Source organism: Epilithonimonas sp., assembly GCF_032055105.1.
GTDB lineage: Bacteria > Bacteroidota > Bacteroidia > Flavobacteriales > Weeksellaceae > Epilithonimonas.
Window position 1 is genome coordinate 13,541 of sequence record NZ_DAMBRK010000014.1, and the last position, 17,073, is coordinate 30,613.

General features: G+C 34.2%; 18 protein-coding genes and 1 tRNA gene. 18 read left to right on the top strand and 1 reads right to left on the bottom strand.

Annotation, left to right across the window (positions count from 1 at the left end; translation table 11 throughout):
- Window positions 1–516, bottom strand: coding sequence for a hypothetical protein (locus RTY06_RS12035; protein WP_312825175.1), 516 nt, complete (start codon window positions 514–516; stop codon window positions 1–3).
- A gap of 328 nt (window positions 517–844) precedes the next feature.
- Here RTY06_RS12035 and RTY06_RS12040 point away from each other — a divergent pair, with 328 nt between their 5' ends.
- The 18 genes from RTY06_RS12040 to RTY06_RS12125 all read left to right on the top strand — a co-directional run bounded on the left by RTY06_RS12040 (window position 845) and on the right by RTY06_RS12125 (window position 16,835).
- Window positions 845–1,666, top strand: coding sequence for an energy transducer TonB (locus tag RTY06_RS12040; RefSeq protein ID WP_312825177.1), 822 nt, complete (start codon window positions 845–847; stop codon window positions 1,664–1,666).
- Between the two features lie 187 nt (window positions 1,667–1,853).
- Complete coding sequence (locus tag RTY06_RS12045) at window positions 1,854–2,627, top strand: AAA family ATPase (RefSeq protein ID WP_312825178.1); 774 nt, start codon at window positions 1,854–1,856, stop codon at window positions 2,625–2,627.
- A gap of 75 nt (window positions 2,628–2,702) precedes the next feature.
- Window positions 2,703–3,593 carry a ParB/RepB/Spo0J family partition protein gene (locus RTY06_RS12050; protein WP_312825179.1) on the top strand — a complete coding sequence of 297 codons (891 nt, stop codon included), beginning with the start codon at window positions 2,703–2,705 and terminating at the stop codon, window positions 3,591–3,593.
- Entirely contained in the window at window positions 3,594–4,223 is a 630-nt protein-coding gene (locus RTY06_RS12055; RefSeq protein ID WP_312825181.1) for a DUF5683 domain-containing protein, read from the top strand.
- A gap of 28 nt (window positions 4,224–4,251) precedes the next feature.
- Window positions 4,252–4,950: a 4-hydroxy-tetrahydrodipicolinate reductase gene (gene dapB, locus RTY06_RS12060; RefSeq protein WP_312825182.1), complete on the top strand. Its 699-nt coding sequence runs from the start codon at window positions 4,252–4,254 to the stop codon at window positions 4,948–4,950.
- Between the two features lie 7 nt (window positions 4,951–4,957).
- Window positions 4,958–5,287 carry a hypothetical protein gene (locus RTY06_RS12065; protein WP_312825183.1) on the top strand — a complete coding sequence of 110 codons (330 nt, stop codon included), beginning with the start codon at window positions 4,958–4,960 and terminating at the stop codon, window positions 5,285–5,287.
- A 100-nt stretch (window positions 5,288–5,387) separates the two neighbouring features.
- Window positions 5,388–7,022 carry a signal peptidase I gene (gene lepB, locus RTY06_RS12070; RefSeq protein WP_312825184.1) on the top strand — a complete coding sequence of 545 codons (1,635 nt, stop codon included), beginning with the start codon at window positions 5,388–5,390 and terminating at the stop codon, window positions 7,020–7,022.
- 335 nt (window positions 7,023–7,357) lie between these two features.
- Complete coding sequence (locus RTY06_RS12075; RefSeq protein WP_312825185.1) at window positions 7,358–7,972, top strand: WbqC family protein; 615 nt, start codon at window positions 7,358–7,360, stop codon at window positions 7,970–7,972.
- A 140-nt stretch (window positions 7,973–8,112) separates the two neighbouring features.
- On the top strand, window positions 8,113–9,804 hold the full coding sequence (locus RTY06_RS12080; RefSeq protein WP_312825186.1) for a S8 family serine peptidase: 1,692 nt from the start codon (window positions 8,113–8,115) through the stop codon (window positions 9,802–9,804).
- 107 nt (window positions 9,805–9,911) lie between these two features.
- The gene (locus RTY06_RS12085; RefSeq protein ID WP_312825187.1) at window positions 9,912–10,409 is read left to right on the top strand and encodes a lipocalin family protein; all 498 of its coding nucleotides are present in this window, start codon (window positions 9,912–9,914) and stop codon (window positions 10,407–10,409) included.
- Window positions 10,410–10,424: 15 nt separating this feature from the next.
- Window positions 10,425–11,111, top strand: a complete 687-nt coding sequence (locus RTY06_RS12090) for an OmpA family protein (protein ID WP_312825188.1) — start codon at window positions 10,425–10,427, stop codon at window positions 11,109–11,111.
- Between the two features lie 84 nt (window positions 11,112–11,195).
- A complete protein-coding gene (locus tag RTY06_RS12095) occupies window positions 11,196–12,083 on the top strand; it encodes a UbiA prenyltransferase family protein (RefSeq protein ID WP_312825189.1) in 888 nt (295 codons plus the stop codon).
- 58 nt (window positions 12,084–12,141) lie between these two features.
- Entirely contained in the window at window positions 12,142–13,461 is a 1,320-nt protein-coding gene (locus RTY06_RS12100) for an FAD-binding oxidoreductase (RefSeq protein ID WP_312825190.1), read from the top strand.
- Window positions 13,462–13,618: 157 nt separating this feature from the next.
- A complete protein-coding gene (locus RTY06_RS12105; RefSeq protein WP_312825191.1) occupies window positions 13,619–14,344 on the top strand; it encodes an SDR family NAD(P)-dependent oxidoreductase in 726 nt (241 codons plus the stop codon).
- Between the two features lie 86 nt (window positions 14,345–14,430).
- Complete coding sequence (locus RTY06_RS12110) at window positions 14,431–15,018, top strand: HAD family hydrolase (RefSeq protein WP_116035180.1); 588 nt, start codon at window positions 14,431–14,433, stop codon at window positions 15,016–15,018.
- A 51-nt stretch (window positions 15,019–15,069) separates the two neighbouring features.
- Window positions 15,070–16,242 (top strand): cysteine desulfurase family protein, encoded by a 1,173-nt coding sequence (locus RTY06_RS12115; RefSeq protein WP_312825193.1) that lies wholly within the window; start codon window positions 15,070–15,072, stop codon window positions 16,240–16,242.
- 67 nt (window positions 16,243–16,309) lie between these two features.
- Window positions 16,310–16,627, top strand: a complete 318-nt coding sequence (trxA, locus tag RTY06_RS12120; RefSeq protein ID WP_312825195.1) for a thioredoxin — start codon at window positions 16,310–16,312, stop codon at window positions 16,625–16,627.
- Between the two features lie 134 nt (window positions 16,628–16,761).
- Window positions 16,762–16,835 (top strand) — tRNA-Asp (locus RTY06_RS12125).
- The last annotated feature ends 238 nt before the right edge of the window (window positions 16,836–17,073 follow it).

A 17,073-nucleotide genomic window follows, 5' to 3' on the forward strand; every position in this document is an offset into this window, starting at 1 on the left:
TTAATCTTCCTTCTCAACGTGTAAAGTAGATTCTTCTGCAAATTTTCTTAACTCCTGCATTTCCTCTTTAGCTTTAATTTGTCCAAGTCTTGCCGCAAGATATGTAAGCGCAATTAATCCTAATACAGCAAAAGAACAAGGCAAAGCCCAAGGATAGTTACTGGTATTGATTTGTTTTTCTACATAATACAAAGTGACAAAAGTCATCCAGGAAACAGTGAAAAGAAAATATAAAAACATAAAAAATGTCCAGACAGAAGTACTCGGGCCAAAAATTCCTCGGATAACGGTTTTTTCGTCTTCCTTTTCAATTCTCAATGCTAGATTGGGTTTCCAGTAGTTGTCCTCTTCTTTTCTTACAAATATTGTTGCAACTTCTTTGTTGATATTGCCATAAAATTGATCTTGATGTTCATTAAGGTATTTTTTCAGATTAGCTTCATATTCTTCCAAAGAAAGATCTGTGTATAGCTTGAATCTCGGTCTGTTTCGTATGCTGTTCAAAGTCTCGTTCATAATTTCAAATATTAGTTTTCAATTATACCATTACTAAAATCATTCCTCAATGTAAGGAATTGGGTCTTTTAATGTGAATTCGAATTTTATTAGTAGACTGAGCGCTGGTCAAGACACTGAAAATTAAACTGATAATGATTAATAATTTCATCATATTAAATTACACTTATTTTTAATAATTGCAATTTTAAGAGAATTTATTTTATTAAATATTTGTGTTAATTATAATTTATTTGATAATTATTATAGTATTGGAATGTTATTTGGTGTTTTTTTCAAAAATTTTAACAAAATGTTGTTAATCGTTTAATTTAAAAATTTATCAGTTATGAAAAATCTATCAACTTACTTTGGAAAAGACAATTTGGATGAAATAGTATTCTCCAATAGAAATAAAGCTTATGGTGCTTATGCTCTCAGAAATGAGTATTCTAATGATCTTACGAAGGCATTATTTGTAGGTGTCGCTTTTTTTGCTTCAGTAGCGGTGATTCCGTTGGTGGTTTCCTCATTTGAAGTTAAAATTGTTCCTAAAGAGATTCCTGTTTCAGATCCAATTATTTTGGATAATGTAGATGATCCGGAGGTTGTAAGAGCTACGCCAGTTGCGGTTGCTCCACCTAATATTAAAACAGTTGTTAATCCAGAATATACACCAGTAAGAGATCTGAAAAAAGACACTCCAATTCCCACTGTTGATGATATGAAAGGAGCTGCTATTGGTTCCGAGACCAAAGGCGGTGATGAAACAACTATCGCTTATGTTCCTCCGGCTGTAACTTCTGGACCACCAGCGGTTGTTTATACAGCACCTGTAAAAGTTGAAAATCCTGATAAACTTATCAATCAAAATGAAGCAGACGTTGCAGCGGACTTTAAAGGAGGAATTAATGTTTTTCGTCAAAAAGTAGCGCAAAGTTTTGATACAGAATCTATGGATACATCTGGTATGATTTCTGCAGTTATTATATTTGTAGTAGAAAAAGACGGGAGTATTTCCAATTTGAAAGTCAACGGTTCTAATGCAGAGTTCAATTCAGAAGCAGAAAGAGCTGTTAAATCTGTTAAAACAAAATGGACGCCAGCACAATTAAAAGGCAAAGCTGTAAGATCATCTTTCAGAATGCCTATTTCCATGAAAATTGAATAGGCTGATAATCAGGGCTGTGAAAATATTAAACTTGTAGTTTTTTATAATTATCCACATTTTGTAAGGAAATGTGGATAATTTTTTTTTAAGCCAATCGTTTAATTAACAATACTTTAACGGCTTTTAAGGTTTTTCAAAACTTTCCAAGTAGTAAAAAATCGTATTTTTGAGGATTAAATTAATGTTTATGGCAAAAATTATAGGTGTTGCAAATCAGAAAGGAGGTGTCGGAAAAACGACAACTGCTGTTAATCTGGCGTCGGCTTTGGGGGTTTTGGAAAAGAGAGTTCTCTTGATAGACGCGGATCCGCAAGCCAATGCGAGTTCTGGTTTGGGTGTAGAAGAAATTAATTTTTCTACCTATCATTTGCTAGAACATAGCGCAGAAGCATCCAAGTGTATACTGCCTACAACTTCGCCAAACGTGGATATTATACCGTCTCATATAGATTTGGTAGCTGCGGAAATAGAATTGGTTGATCGTGAAAAACGAGAGTATATGATGCGTGAAGCTTTGAAGCCGATTAAAGATTTATATGATTATATCATCATCGATTGTGCTCCTAGTTTGGGTTTGATTACTATTAATGCATTAACGGCAGCAGATTCTGTTATTATCCCAATTCAATGTGAATATTTTGCATTGGAAGGTTTGGGTAAATTGTTGAATACCATCAAGAATGTGCAAAAAATTCATAATCCAGATTTGGATATAGAAGGTTTGCTTCTTACAATGTACGACAGCCGATTGAGGTTGTCCAATCAAGTTGTGGAAGAAGTTAATTCTCATTTTCCAGAAATGGTTTTCGAAACAATCATCAGTAGAAATGTAAGGTTGAGTGAGGCTCCAAGTTTCGGAGAAAGTATCTTGAGTTACGATGCAGAGAGCAAAGGTGCAATTCAATACATTCAGCTGGCTGAAGAAGTTTTGCTGAGGAACGAAAAATTAGTAAAGAATTAAAAAAGCCGGAAGTCAGAAGGTAGAAGCTTGTTTTAAAACTTCCATCCTCCTTCCTCCATCTTCCAACTTAAATATATGAAAGACAAAACAAGAGCAATGGGACGTGGTTTAGGAGCTATTCTAAACGCCGAAAGCAAAACAAATATCAACTCAGCTTCGGACGAAGGTGCAAAAACTTTGGTTGGCAATATTGTAGAAATTGCCATCGAGGATATCTATCCAAATCCTAACCAACCAAGAACCTTTTTTGACGAAAAAGCACTGAATGATCTTGCCGAATCTATTAAAAGCTTAGGGATAATTCAGCCGGTTACCCTAAGAAAAGATGGCGAAAAGTTCGAAATTATTTCTGGAGAAAGACGTTACCGTGCTTCCAAAATTGCAGGTTTAACTTCTCTTCCTGCTTATATCCGATTGGTCAACGATCAAGAATTGTTGGAAATGGCATTGGTAGAGAATATTCAGAGAGAAGATCTAGATCCTATCGAAGTTGCACTAACTTACCAAAGATTATTAGATGAGGTAGGGATGACTCAAGAAAATCTTAGCCAAAGAGTAGGAAAAGAGAGAAGTACAATTACTAATAGTGTTCGGCTTCTAAAGCTTTCACCAGATATCCAGAATGGTGTAAGAAGTGGTCAGATTTCTGCAGGCCACGGGCGCGCAATCATGGGCTTGGATTCTGATGAAAAACGCCAAATTCTTTTCGAAAGAATCATCAAAGACCAATTGAATGTAAGACAAGCTGAGCAATTGGCAGGCTTGATGAAAAATTCTCAGGATACAGAAAAAGTTGCGAAACAATCTATCGTTCCGAATCATTTTAAAAAAGCTCAGAAAACGTTATCTGATATTTTGGATGTAAAAGTTGAAATCAAAACTTCAGCTAACGGGAAAAAAGGTAAAATTGTTCTCGATTTTAAAAATGAAGAAGAGCTGGAAAGCATTCTTGCACACATTAGATAGATGAAGAAATTACTTTCAGTTTTTTTGATACTTTCTTTTTGTTTTGCCTTTTCCCAAGTCAATCCAAATGATACAATACGTCTGGAAAACCATCCGAAGGACAGTATTCCTGCAGCAAAACCGTTCTCTGAATCTCAGATCTTGGGAGGTATCGATCAAAAAAATGCACCTGCAAAAATTACAAAACTAAGTCCAATAAAAGCCGGATTGTATTCAGCAGTTTTACCAGGTTTAGGTCAGTATTATAATAAAAAATACTGGAAAATTCCTTTGGTTTGGGGAGCTGTAGGAACCGGGGTTGGGATAGCACTTTGGAATCAGAATCAATATGAAAGATATAGGAATGCTTTTGTAGCAGAGCTTAATGGTCTTCCTCATGAGTTTTCTGATAAACCATATGTTACAAAAACTGTTTTGGGAAATGCACAAGATAGGTTTAAAAGACAGCGTGATTACGCTATAGGAATTGCCGCTTTGATTTACATTCTTAATATTGTAGATGCTGTTGTAGATGCTCATTTGTATGAAGGTCGTCATGATCCGGATTTTGCCATTACACCTACAATTATTAATGATCAATTGGGGACTTCTATTCCAAAGACAGGATTAAGTTTAAGCTTTAAATTCTAAAAAAAACAATCAAATTCTAAAATTTAAAATGAAAATAGCATTAGTCGGTTACGGAAAAATGGGGAAGATTATCGATGAGATTGCCCAAAACCGAGGTCATGAAGTCGTTGCAAGATTAAAAGAAACACCAACTAAGGAATCTCTTAACAATGCAGATGTTGTCATAGAATTTTCAAATCCGGAAGCTGCTTTTGAAAATATTAAGGTTTGTCTGGAAAATAACATTCCAGTAATCTGTGGAACAACAGGTTGGTTGGATAAAAAACCGGAAATTGAGAAAATTACTTTAGATAATAACAGCGCATTTTTATATGGTTCTAATTTCAGTTTAGGAGTCAATTTGTTTTTTGCACTCAACGAAAAATTAGCCAAATTAATGAACAATGTCAACGAATATTCTTGTCAATTGGAAGAGATTCATCATATTCATAAGTTGGATGCGCCAAGTGGAACTGCTATTTCTATTGCGGAAGGAATTATTGAAAATTCTAAATATGAAGCTTGGAAACTAGATGAAACCAAAGATAATGAACTAGGGATATTTGCTATTCGTGAAAATGAAGTTCCTGGAACTCATAGTGTTTTTTACACTTCGGAAGTGGACGAGATAGAAATCAAACATACGGCTTTCAACAGAAACGGATTTGCTTTGGGAGCAGTCATTGCTTCCGAGTGGATTGTTGACAAGAAAGGTGTTTTCTCTATGAAAGATGTTTTAGGTTTGTAAATATAATATGGAAGAAGAGTATAATAAATCAATTACTATTACAGATAAGGAGTTTATTAAATGGTGTTCAACTTTTGATATTATTATATTCAAAATCCATCACGTAATAACTTGGGAAGAATGGGATGATGGAATAGAAGTTTATATTTTTGTTAAAACCAATTCTGAACTTAGGAAAATTGAAAACAGAAAATCTCACATTGAAAGTCAATATAAAAAATTTTTAGAGGCAAACAATTATCCATTTAATAAATTTCCAAACGTAAATTTTGATTTTGACTCAGATGAAAATGCGGTAAATCATTACGAGGAGAACTACTTCTACAGATTAAGATAAGTATTGAGAATAGAATTTTTTCTGTAACAAAAACAATACATCAAAAACTAATTATCAAAAATCAGCAAAAAGCTATTTGCCATTTGCCAAAAGCCAAAATATGAATTATATTATTACTTATACAGTTTATGTTCTTATCATCAGCGTTTTGATGGGACTTGCAACTTGGAAGTTATTCAAGAAAATGGGACATAACCCATTGCTGTCTTTCATTCCGTTTTATAATTATTTGATTATCCTCAAAGAAACCAAACATCCGAAGTGGTGGGCGATTTTATCATATTTACCAATTGTTGGTCCAATAATGATGTCGGTTTTTCATCTTTTCTTGATGAAAAAATTTGGAAAGAGAGGCGCTTTAAATGGAGTTTTAACAGTAGTTCTGCCTTTCATTTTTATGGCAACAGTCAATTACGGAAAAGACCCGGAAATTGAAACTGAAGAAGAGGAAGAAGAAAGCAAAAAGAAAGAAACATTCTTGGGTTCAGTGACTTTTGCTGTGGTTTTTGCAACTATTATTCACGCATTTATTACACAACCATTTGGAATTCCAACAGGTTCAATGGAGAGAACTTTGCTAGTTGGAGATTTTCTTTTCGTAAATAAATGGGCTTACGGTTACAGAATGCCGATGAGACCTGTTGCATTACCATTTTTACAAGGAACAATCTTCGATACTGGACAAAAAGGTAATCCAAAAGATGACCCAAAATCTTATGTTGATGCAGTTAAGTTACCATATCTAAGACTTCCAGGTTATGACGAAATCGAGAGATATGATATCGTAGTTTTCAATTATCCACAAGATTCTGTTCATACGGCAATCGATAGAAAAGACCCTTACGTAAAAAGATGCGTTGGTATTCCTGGAGACGTTATTGAGTTCAGAGCCGGAAGATTATTTGTGAATAATGCGCCTGAAAAAATTCTTGGAGACGAGTATCAGCAACACGGTTATTTGGTGACAACTAGCTCTCAGTTAAATATTCCTCAGTTATACAAAGCTTACGGTTTCCTTCCTGTTCAAGAAAATCAAACCAATACAGGGTTTTTGTATGCTTTCCAAGGTTTAACAGACCAGACTGCAAAAGAAATCAAAGCTCTTCCTGAAGTTGTTGAGATGAAGGAAATGATTGAAGAAAAAGGAGAAGGCGCAGTTAGATACAAACTGAATGCAGATAAAACAGCTTACACCAAAAATGTAGATACAACACAGTCCATTTATCCAATCAACAAGCCTTGGAATCAGGATTGGTACGGACCGCTTAGAATTCCGAAAAAAGGTGATGTTGTAACACTTAAACAAGAAACTTTACCGACTTACAAATGGATTATCTCTGAGTACGAGCACAACAAACTTGAAAACAAAAACGGAAAAATCTACGTCAACGGGCAAGAAACCAATCAATATACCATCAAGCAAAATTATTATATGATGATTGGTGATAACCGCGATGCGTCTTTGGATGCAAGATTTTTCGGAGTTGTTCCGGAAGAAAATATCGTGGGAAGACCGATGTTCACTTGGATGAGCGTGGAAGGATTGTTCTCCGATGCTAGCTCAACTTACCAAGCTCCGGGCAAAAAAATCCGTTGGGACAGAATGTTCAAAGCAACCAACACTGGCGAAGCGAACAAAACGTCCTATTGGTGGGTTGCCGTGATTATTTTGGTCTTGTTCTTCGGTTGGGATTATTTCGCCAAACTTTTCGGAAAGAAAAAAGAAGAAGATTAATTTAAAATAATTTAGGAGCTTAATCCCGCTATCCACTATATCTTTTTTGTTTTTCACAACGTTTATCATTCCGAACGAAGTGATAACCCAAAAAAACAAAAAAGGATGCCGTTCCTATCGGGGCTATGGGATTTGTCCTTCGAAATAAAGATTCAACACTTTGTCAGAGATTACTATCTTTGACGAAGTGTTTTGGTTTAATAGATGTGGATAGTTTATTCTTTGTTGAGTTTTACGTCTTTGCGAACCTTAAAACAATCAGTAATTAAAAAATCTTTGCGGGCTTTGCGTTTAAAATTAAATGCCTTAAGCAAATGCAAAACCCTATAATAAATATGAAAAAAGTTCTTTTACCAATATTCTATTTACCGCCAGTTTCGTGGTTTTCGGTATTCTTAAATGAAGAAAACGAAGTCGATTTCGAACAATTCGAAAACTTTCCAAAACAGACTTACAGAAACCGAGCATCAATCTACGGCGCTAACGGAAAATTAGCATTGATTATTCCAATCAAACACACTGGAAAACGAGAAATCAAAGACATCGAGGTTTCTTTTGCAGAAGATTGGCAGAAACTCCACTGGAAGTCCATTAAAACAGCTTATCAAAGCACTCCTTATTTCGAATATTACGAAGATAAACTCAAGAAAATATATGCGGAACAGATTGTTTCTTTAAAAGAATTTAATCTTAAAGCTTTAGGTATTATTCTTGATATTCTGAAGACCGAAAAAAAATATGAACTAACCAAAGAATATTTCAAAAAGCCAGAAGCAGAGGATTACAGAGAAAAATTCTCCGCAAAATCCGAATCAGCATCTGAGTTTGAAGAATATTACCAAAGCTTTTCGGACAAGAACGGATTTATAAAAGATTTATCTATTCTGGATTTGCTTTGTAACATTGGACCAGAAAGTTTGACTTATATCAAAAATATAAAACTCGATTAATAGCCACGAAACTCTACAAACGAGATTTTCTTTAATTAAAATAATTATTTAATATGAAATCGCTTGTTGCAAAAAATGTCTTTAAAGATTAGTGAAATAAGCGATAGCATAAGGCAATTAAAAACAATAGATTTATACTTATGAAAAAATTATTGATAGCGGCAGCTTTTTTATATGCAGGATTTGGATTGATTCACGCGCAGACAGCTTCTCCGCAGGAAGACAAAGATCAAAAAACTTGGTATCATAAAAATTATGCAACTACAAAAGTTTATGGCGTTAACACAGAAAATGCTTATAAGTTTTTAGAATCCAAAGGTCTGAAACCAAAAACTGTAGTTGTTGGAGTTTTGGATAGCGGCGTGGAAGTTGACCACCCAGGATTGATTAAAAATATGTGGACAAATCCGAACGAGATTCCTAATAACGGAAAAGATGATGATGGAAACGGATATATCGATGATGTTCACGGCTGGAATTTCTTAGGAGGTAAAAACGGCGATATCGATGTTGATAATATGGAAGTGACGAGAGTCGTGAAAAAGTATCAGCCAATTTTCGAAGGTGATGATTCTATTAAGAATAAAGAGAATCAAGCTAAGATGCCAGATGATTTTGCAATGTATATGAAGTCCAAAGAGATTTTTAACAAAAAAAGTCAAGAGGCAAAACAAAGTGTTCAGATGTACACGATGATTAACAATTCGATTCCAGATATGGTGAAATTGTTAGGTGATAAAACATTGACGAAGGAGAATCTTGCAACTATAAAACCTTCTACTCAGCAAGAGGCTATGGCAATGCAGGTTCTTTCTCAGGTTGCTAATGATCCTCAAATTGCAGGAAAGCCTGCTTCCGAAGTGAAAACTTATATGGAAGGTCAGATGAAAGAAGCTTTGGATTATTTCACACCTCAAGCAGAGAAAGGGTTCAATCTGGATTTTGATCCAAGAAAAGAAATCGTTGGAGATAATTACGATGATTATTCTGAGAAAAGCTATGGAAACAATCATTACGAAGGACCAGATGCAAAACACGGGACTCACGTTGCTGGGATTATTGCTGGTTTAGCAAATGGTTCTGAACCTCAATATGGTGTAGCTTCTAGAGTAGCAAAAATTATGACTGTGAGAGCCGTTCCAGACGGAGACGAAAGAGATAAAGATGTTGCTAATGCAATTCGCTATGCAGTTGATAACGGTGCGAAAATCCTTAATATGAGTTTTGGAAAACCAGTTTCTCCAGGTAAAAATGTAGTTTGGGATGCATTCAAATATGCAGAAAGCAAAGGTGTTCTTTTGGTAAAAGCTGCAGGTAATGAAAACGAAGATATTGCAGAACATCAGTATTTCCCAACTAATTTCAAATCTCAATCAGATGAGAAACCTTTCATTAATAATATGATTGTAGTTGGTTCAAATACGAATGATGCTAATGCTTTGAAATCAAGTTTTTCTAACTACGATGCAAAAATGGTGGATGTTTTTGCGCCAGGTTCAGAAATCTATTCAACAGTTCCAGATGGAAAATATGAGTATCTTCAAGGTACATCTATGGCTTCACCTGTTGTAGCTGGTTCTGCTGCTATTCTTTTAGCTTATATGCCAAATCTGAAACCAGAACAAATCATCGAATCTCTTGTTAAAACTACAAATGTAAGTTCAGCTAATGGCTTTGATAAATTGTCAAGATCCAATGGTGTGATAGATGTTGCAAAAGCTGCAGAATATGCTTATGCTAATTTTTACAGAGCCAATTCCTCTTCGAATTCTGTTAAAAAATCTATAAAAAAACCAAAAACGCATAAAGCGATTGATAAGTCTAAGCTTTAATTCATAGGCTGTTACATGAAAATAAAAAATCTGAGACTCACTCAGATTTTTTATTTTTTATCCTTTGGCATAGTTTTTTGTAATAACTTAGTAGTAAATATAAAACTATGAGAAAATTAATTTTTTTAGGATTTATTGGAGCTGCTTTGATTTCTACATCATGTGCTTCAAAGAAAACTGGAGTTAGTGCAGGTGAAGCTCAGACAGTACGTGCTGAAGTTATGAAATTGAAAGGTGAATGGTCAATCTCTGACGTAGATTATAACAAATCTTTCAAAATAAAACCTTTTGATGAAGGGGCAGATATCAATTGTTTCGTTGGTAGTACTTGGAAATTGATTCCAAACAATTATACCGGAACTTACACATTGAATGGAGGAGGAGATTGTCCTGCTAAAACTCAAGCAATTACTTTTAGTGTAGATAAGTTCAGTAATGTGTCTATCAAAAAAGTAGGTGAAGGAGAAAAAGCAAAACACATTTCTGCTGGATATATGCTAAGACTTGAGAATCCAACTGAAAATAGCTTTACATTGGTTCAATCCGTTAATGCTGATGGTTCACCAATGGACGTAAGATATAATTTTGTAAGAACTGGTAAATAATTAAAAATACATACAATGAAAATCACTAAATTAAATATAGCTGCATTTTTTATCTCAGCTTCTCTTTTATTAACAAGTTGCGAAGCTGTTCAAAATGCTAATAATACACAAAAAGGTGCTGCAATTGGTACTGCTGCTGGTGCTGTTCTTGGTGGAGTCCTAGGAAATAACCTTGGGAAAGGCGGTAATGCACCCCTTGGAGCTGTATTAGGTGGAGTTGTAGGTGGAGTTGCTGGTGGAGTTATCGGTAACAAAATGGACAAACAGGCCAAAGAAATAAAAGAAGTTTTACCTGGTGCAGAAGTAGAAAGAGTAGGAGAAGGTATCAAAATTACACTTCATGAGAATACTGTTAACTTTGACTTTAATTCATCTAATTTGACAACTTTAGCTAAGTCTAACCTTGATAAATTGGTAACGGTTCTTAAGAATAATCCAGATACAAATATCAATATTTATGGACATACAGATAGTATTGGTAGCGATGCTGTTAACTTAAGAATCTCAGGGCAAAGAGCTGCAGCTGTAAAAAGTTATTTCGTAGCCAATGGGGTTTCTGCTTCTAGATTGTTTACAGAAGGTTTAGGGAAATCCAGTCCTGTTGCAAGCAATGATACCGATGCCGGAAGAGCACAAAACAGACGTGTTGAGTTTGCAATTACAGCAAATGAAAAAATGATTAATGATGCAAAAACAAATTAATATTCATTAATTTACCAATAAATAAAAACCGCAATTTGCGGTTTTTTTATTTTAATGCTATTTTTGTATATTATAGAACAATTGATGAAAAACTATTTAAAATTAATAAGAGTAGAGCAGTGGGTTAAGAACTTATTCGTGTTTGCTCCATTGTTTTTTTCAGGAAAGATTACAAACTCGTATTTATTTTACGAGAGTATTTTTGCTTTTTTAGTTTTCTCATTCACTGCAAGTTCTATTTATATCATTAATGATTATTTTGATATAGAATCGGATAAAAAACATCCGGAAAAGAAACTTCGTCCGTTAGCAAGTGGAGCAGTTTCAAAAACAAGTGCGAAGATTTTGTTTGCTTTTTTGATTCTTTTATCCATATCATCAGTTTTTATTGGGAATTATATTTTCCATACCAATTTTTGGAAATTCGGAGTGATTATCGCATTTTACTTTGTAATGAATCTTTTCTATACTTTCAAGCTAAAACAAGTTGCCATTGTTGATATCTGTATTATTGCCATTGGTTTTGTTCTGAGAGTCCTTGCTGGTGGTTATGTTACCGGAGTTGTTGTTACTAATTGGGCGATTTTATTAACTTTTGTTTTGGCTTTAGTCTTAGCAATCGGAAAGAGAAGAGGAGAATTAATCAATGCGCAGATTTCTGGAAAAACAAGAAAAGCTTTGGACGGATATAATGTTCAGTTTGCAGATATTGCTTTGTCAATCAGTTGTACTTTGGCAATTATTTGTTATCTGATGTTTACTTTGTCTCCAGAAGTTCAGGCGAGATTTCATCCAAGAGTTTTCTATACCGTGATTTTTGTAGTATTTGCATTTCTAAGATATTTGCAACAAACTTTAGTTTATAATAAAACTGAATCGCCCACCAAAATTGTCTACAAAGATCGATATATACAAGTCACAATTATCCTTTGGGTAATCGTGTTTCTTTTACAAATCTATTTTAAGAATTAAAATCAAAATATTAGAAGTTGAAGAACACATTCAATTTTGAATAATTAAAAACCCAAAGATGAAACCGAATTTTGTGCAAAAAGTAACCAATTGGGGTAATTTTCCCATTGTAGAAAAAGAAATGAAATCGGATGATTCTGTTTCTAAGATCAAACAATTTGTAACAGATAACAACGAAGTTATCGCAAGAGGTAACGGACGTTGTTACGGAGATGCTTCTCTTGGTGAACATATCTTTTCTACGAAAAGACTTAATAAATTCATCTCTTTTGACAGACTCAACGGAATTATCGAATGCGAATCCGGTGTTCTGCTGTCAGAGGTTTTGGAAGTGGCTGTGCCGCAAGGTTATTTTCTGTATGTTACGCCAGGAACTAAGTTTGTTTCTGTTGGAGGCGCCATTGCTTCCGATGTTCACGGAAAAAATCACCACGCAGAAGGTTGCTTTTCAGAATATGTAACGGAGTTCAAATTGTTGAATGAAAACTCAGAAGTGATTACTTGTTCCCGCGAAGAAAACTCAGATAAATTCTGGGCTACAATTGGCGGAATGGGTTTGACAGGAATTATTTTGTCAGCTAAATTCAAACTGAAAAATATAGAATCAGCTTACATTAGACAAGAAAGCATCAAAGCTGAAAACCTGGATGAGATTTTCAAACTGTTTGATGAAAGTGAAGATTGGACGTACAATGTGGCTTGGATTGACTGTTTTCAAAAAGGAAAAAATCTGGGACGTTCTATCTTGATGAGAGGCGAACACGCTTTGAAAGCCGAGCTGCAATCCAATCTTCAGAAAAAATCTTTAAAACTTAAAGAAAGATTCAAGCCGACAATTCCTTTTTATTTTCCAGGATTTGTCTTGAATGCTTTATCAATTAAGATTTTCAATTTCCTTTATTATAATAAGCAGACAAAGAAACAAATTAATAATTTCATAGATTACGAAACTTTTTTCTATCCTTTGGATTTTGTGAAAGATTGGAACAAAATCTACGGTAAAAGAGGATTTATCCAATACCAAATGGTAATACCAAAAGAAAACGGGAAAGAAGGAATGAAACAAATCTTGGAAGCTATTGCAAAAAGCGGAAACGGTTCTTTTTTAGCGGTTTTAAAATTATTTGGAAAAGATAATCCATTGGCTTATAATTCATTTCCAAAAGAAGGTTACACTTTGGCATTAGATTTTAAAGTCAACAAAGGATTGAAAAAACTGGTTGACCAATTGGATACAATCGTTGAAAATTTCGGAGGCAGAATTTATTTAACGAAAGATAGTATGAGTAAGTCTTCTCTTACAAATTATCTTCAAAACGTTGATTCTTCAAAGTTTGTATCACTTCAACACAAAAGAATATTGAGCGGAGGAAAATAAACGCAATTTATACATTCTGTGTTTACAGATTATAAACTTTTGTAAGCGTTAGCGCCTTTGTGAACATTATAAAGAGTAAATTAAAGTCATTATGCGCTTTGTGTTCAAAAAAATTACTTATAAAAACTAAAACTTAGCGCAACTTGCGTTCAATAAAATGATAGTATTAGGTTCCAATTCCGAAGTTGCTCAAGCATTTGTAGAAGAATGTCTTGCAAAAGGAGAAAAATTCCCTGTAATTTATTTATTAAGTTCCAATCCAGAAACGACAGAGAAATTTGCAGGTCACATCAATGTGAAATTCCTCCAGCATTCTGAAATTATTTCTCTGGATTTGATGAATGAAATTGACTATAAAACTTTGGAAAATATCAACTCCGATTTATTGTTTTGTGCTTCAGGGTATCTAGGTTTAGGAACAGAAGAAGGTCTTTATGACGATGAAAATACAGCCCAAATTATTGATGTTAATTACGCAAAGTTAGTTCCTGTTCTTAATTTCTTCGCCAAAAAAATGGAATCCAAAAGAGCTGGGACTATGATTGTTTTATCATCGGTTGCTGGCGAAAGAGGAAGACAAAGTAATTTTATCTATGGAAGTGCGAAAGCGGGCTTAACAGCTTATTTAAGCGGGCTTAGAAATTACTTATTCGATAAAAAAGTTCAGGTTTTGACTGTGAAACCTGGTTTTATGGACACCAAAATGACAGAAGGTTTACCTCTGAATCCTGCGTTGACAGCAACTCCGAAAAAAGCGGCGGAAGGAATTTATAAAGCTTATAAAAATAAAAAAGACGTTGCGTACGTTTTACCAATTTGGGCAATCATTATGATGATAATCAGAAATATTCCTGAGTTTATTTTTAAAAAATTGAAGCTTTAATTTAGGTTTAAGGTAATAGGATTTGGGTGATTTAAGAAATTATTTCCTAACTTATAGCCTAAAACCAATTCCTAATACTTAAAATGATGAAAAAATTATATCTATTTGACTTCGATGGGACTTTAACTTACAAAGACACAATGTTTATGTTTTTGAAGTTTTATGACCCTGCAAAATATTCCGTCCAGTTCTTGAAACACGTTCCACTTTTTGTTTTATTAAAATTAAAGTTGGCAGACGCAGAATCTGTCAAGAAAAGTTTGATTGCATCCATTCTGAAAGGCAAATCAAGACATCAAATCGAAAAAAAAGCACAACAATTCTTTGAGGAAAACTATCCAAGTCTTTTCAGAGAAAACGCTTTGGATTTCATTAATAATATTGATAGAACTCATACCGAATCCTATATTGTTTCAGCATCTCTGGATATTTGGGTAAAGCCATTTGCTGAGAAATTCAATATGAAATTGCTTTCTACGCAGGCGGAGTTCAAAGATGATATTTTTACAGGGAAATTCGTTGGGAAAAACTGTAATAAAGAAGAAAAAGTCAATCGAATTAAACTTGAAATTGGAGATAAGAAATTCGATAAAACAATTGCATTTGGAGATACTTCCGGAGACAAAGCAATGTTCAAATTTGCAAATGAGTCTCATTATCGATTTTTTCACTAATTTTGTAGCTTAATTTTTCGAACAATTTTCGGCTTCAAATCTAATTTAAAAATGGAAAGAATTTATCTGGATAACGCAGCAACTACGCCTCTAGACGATGAGGTGATAGACTGTATGGTGAATGTTTTAAAATTCAATTATGGCAATCCGTCATCAACACACAGTTTGGGACAGGAAGCCAAAACCATTTTGGAAGAAGTTAGGCGAAAGATTGCAGACTCTTTGAAAGTTACTCCAGGAGAAATAGTTTTCACATCTTGTGGAACCGAATCCAATAATATGATTATCAAATCTGCTGTGAATTACCTCGGCGTAGAAAGAATCATTACTTCTGCTCTAGAACACAAATGTGTGGCTGAAACATGTCTTGAAATGAAAAAATTGAAAGGTGTGGAATTGGTTTATTTAAGACCAGATTCCAACGGAGATTTCGATTTGAATAAATTAGAAGAAGTTCTAAAATCATCAGACAAAAAAACTCTTGTAACATTGATGCATGCCAACAACGAAATTGGGAATATCCTTGATATCGAAAAAGTGGCTCATCTTTGCAAAGAAAATAATACATTGTTCCATTCTGACACAGTTCAGACAATGGCGCATTTGGATTTGGATTTTTCTAAAATTCCATTAGATTTTGCATCTTGTAGTGCTCATAAATTTCACGGACCAAAAGGAGCTGGATTTGCTTTCGTAAGAAAATCATCTGGTTTGAAAGGAATTATCACAGGTGGGCCGCAAGAAAGAAGCTTAAGAGCTGGAACAGAAAATGTTACCGGAATTGCAGGTTTAGGAAAAGCTTGGGAAATTTCTCAGGCAAAATTGGAAGATTATAAAAATCATATTCTTGATATCAAGCATTACGCAATTCAGCAATTGAAAGAAAAAATATCAGGAATTAAATTTAATGGAAGAAGTGCAGAAGACAGCAGTCTATACACAGTTCTGAATCTTTTGCTTCCTTATAAAAACCCATTAATCGGATTACAGTTGGATATGAAAGGAATTGCCATTTCTCAAGGAAGTGCTTGCAGTTCTGGAGCTTCAAAGCCTTCTATGGTTTTGATGTCCGTATTGTCAGAAGATGATTTGGATAATTGTACGCCAGTTCGAGTATCATTCAGTCATTTCACCAAAAAGTCTGATATTGATGCATTTGTGAATGCTTTGGAAGAGATAGGGAAACAATTCGTTATAGAAAAAATTGATAGTTTACATAGATAATCAACAGATTAATTACAATATAAAAGTTGTAAATTTGTTTAATAAAAACAATTAAGAATAAGAAATCATGGCAGTAGAAATTACAGATCAATCCTTTCAAGAAACAGTTTTAAATTCAGATAAACCAGTATTGGTAGATTTTTGGGCAACTTGGTGTGGACCTTGCAGAATGTTAGGACCAATCATCGAAGAGGTTGCAGCAGATTTTGAAGGCAAAGCTTTGGTAGGTAAAGTAGATGTAGATAACAATCAACAGATATCTGTAGATTATGGAATCAGAAATATTCCTACAGTTTTAATTTTTAAAAACGGAGAAGTTGTAGATAAAATTGTAGGTGTAGCACCAAAAGAAGTAATCGCTGAAAAGCTGAATGCCTTCTTGTAAGAAATTAATATACTTGAAAATGAACGTTTTCCCTTGTGGAAGGCGTTTTTTTTATTTAAAATTTGCAAATATAAAATATTGTTGTATTTTTGCAACCACAATAACAGAGGGTGATAATCCTGGTTATGGCAAAAGATCCGGTAGTTCAGCTGGTTAGAATGCCGCCCTGTCACGGCGGAGGTCGCGGGTTCGAGTCCCGTCCGGATCGCAACTACAATATCAATGTAGTACAAAAAGCTTTAAAACGTATGTTTTAAAGCTTTTTTTTGTTTTATGTCTGTTCAAAGAGAACTAAAAAAGCACAATCTGAAAGTGACCTATTCAGTGACCTGTTAAAGCAGGTGTAAAAAGGTCACTGAAAATTCAGAGAAACCCTTTTCAGTCGCTAGTTCAGCAATTGAATATCTTGTGATAAGTTTTTGCTAAGATTAATTTTAAATCTCAAA

Bases quoted from the DNA above. Each gene is read 5' to 3' on its own strand.
- lepB (WP_312825184.1), top strand. From the start codon at position 5,388: ATGAATTATATTATTACTTATACAGTTTATGTTCTTATCATCAGCGTT.
- RTY06_RS12085 (WP_312825187.1), top strand. From the start codon at position 9,912: ATGAGAAAATTAATTTTTTTAGGATTTATTGGAGCTGCTTTGATTTCT.
- trxA (WP_312825195.1), top strand. From the start codon at position 16,310: ATGGCAGTAGAAATTACAGATCAATCCTTTCAAGAAACAGTTTTAAAT.
- RTY06_RS12090 (WP_312825188.1), top strand. From the start codon at position 10,425: ATGAAAATCACTAAATTAAATATAGCTGCATTTTTTATCTCAGCTTCT.
- RTY06_RS12055 (WP_312825181.1), top strand. From the start codon at position 3,594: ATGAAGAAATTACTTTCAGTTTTTTTGATACTTTCTTTTTGTTTTGCC.
- RTY06_RS12100 (WP_312825190.1), top strand. From the start codon at position 12,142: ATGAAACCGAATTTTGTGCAAAAAGTAACCAATTGGGGTAATTTTCCC.
- RTY06_RS12035 (WP_312825175.1), bottom strand. From the start codon at position 516: ATGAACGAGACTTTGAACAGCATACGAAACAGACCGAGATTCAAGCTA.
- RTY06_RS12110 (WP_116035180.1), top strand. From the start codon at position 14,431: ATGAAAAAATTATATCTATTTGACTTCGATGGGACTTTAACTTACAAA.
- RTY06_RS12075 (WP_312825185.1), top strand. From the start codon at position 7,358: ATGAAAAAAGTTCTTTTACCAATATTCTATTTACCGCCAGTTTCGTGG.
- RTY06_RS12095 (WP_312825189.1), top strand. From the start codon at position 11,196: ATGAAAAACTATTTAAAATTAATAAGAGTAGAGCAGTGGGTTAAGAAC.
- dapB (WP_312825182.1), top strand. From the start codon at position 4,252: ATGAAAATAGCATTAGTCGGTTACGGAAAAATGGGGAAGATTATCGAT.
- RTY06_RS12065 (WP_312825183.1), top strand. From the start codon at position 4,958: ATGGAAGAAGAGTATAATAAATCAATTACTATTACAGATAAGGAGTTT.
- RTY06_RS12045 (WP_312825178.1), top strand. From the start codon at position 1,854: ATGGCAAAAATTATAGGTGTTGCAAATCAGAAAGGAGGTGTCGGAAAA.
- RTY06_RS12105 (WP_312825191.1), top strand. From the start codon at position 13,619: ATGATAGTATTAGGTTCCAATTCCGAAGTTGCTCAAGCATTTGTAGAA.
- RTY06_RS12040 (WP_312825177.1), top strand. From the start codon at position 845: ATGAAAAATCTATCAACTTACTTTGGAAAAGACAATTTGGATGAAATA.
- RTY06_RS12115 (WP_312825193.1), top strand. From the start codon at position 15,070: ATGGAAAGAATTTATCTGGATAACGCAGCAACTACGCCTCTAGACGAT.
- RTY06_RS12050 (WP_312825179.1), top strand. From the start codon at position 2,703: ATGAAAGACAAAACAAGAGCAATGGGACGTGGTTTAGGAGCTATTCTA.
- RTY06_RS12080 (WP_312825186.1), top strand. From the start codon at position 8,113: ATGAAAAAATTATTGATAGCGGCAGCTTTTTTATATGCAGGATTTGGA.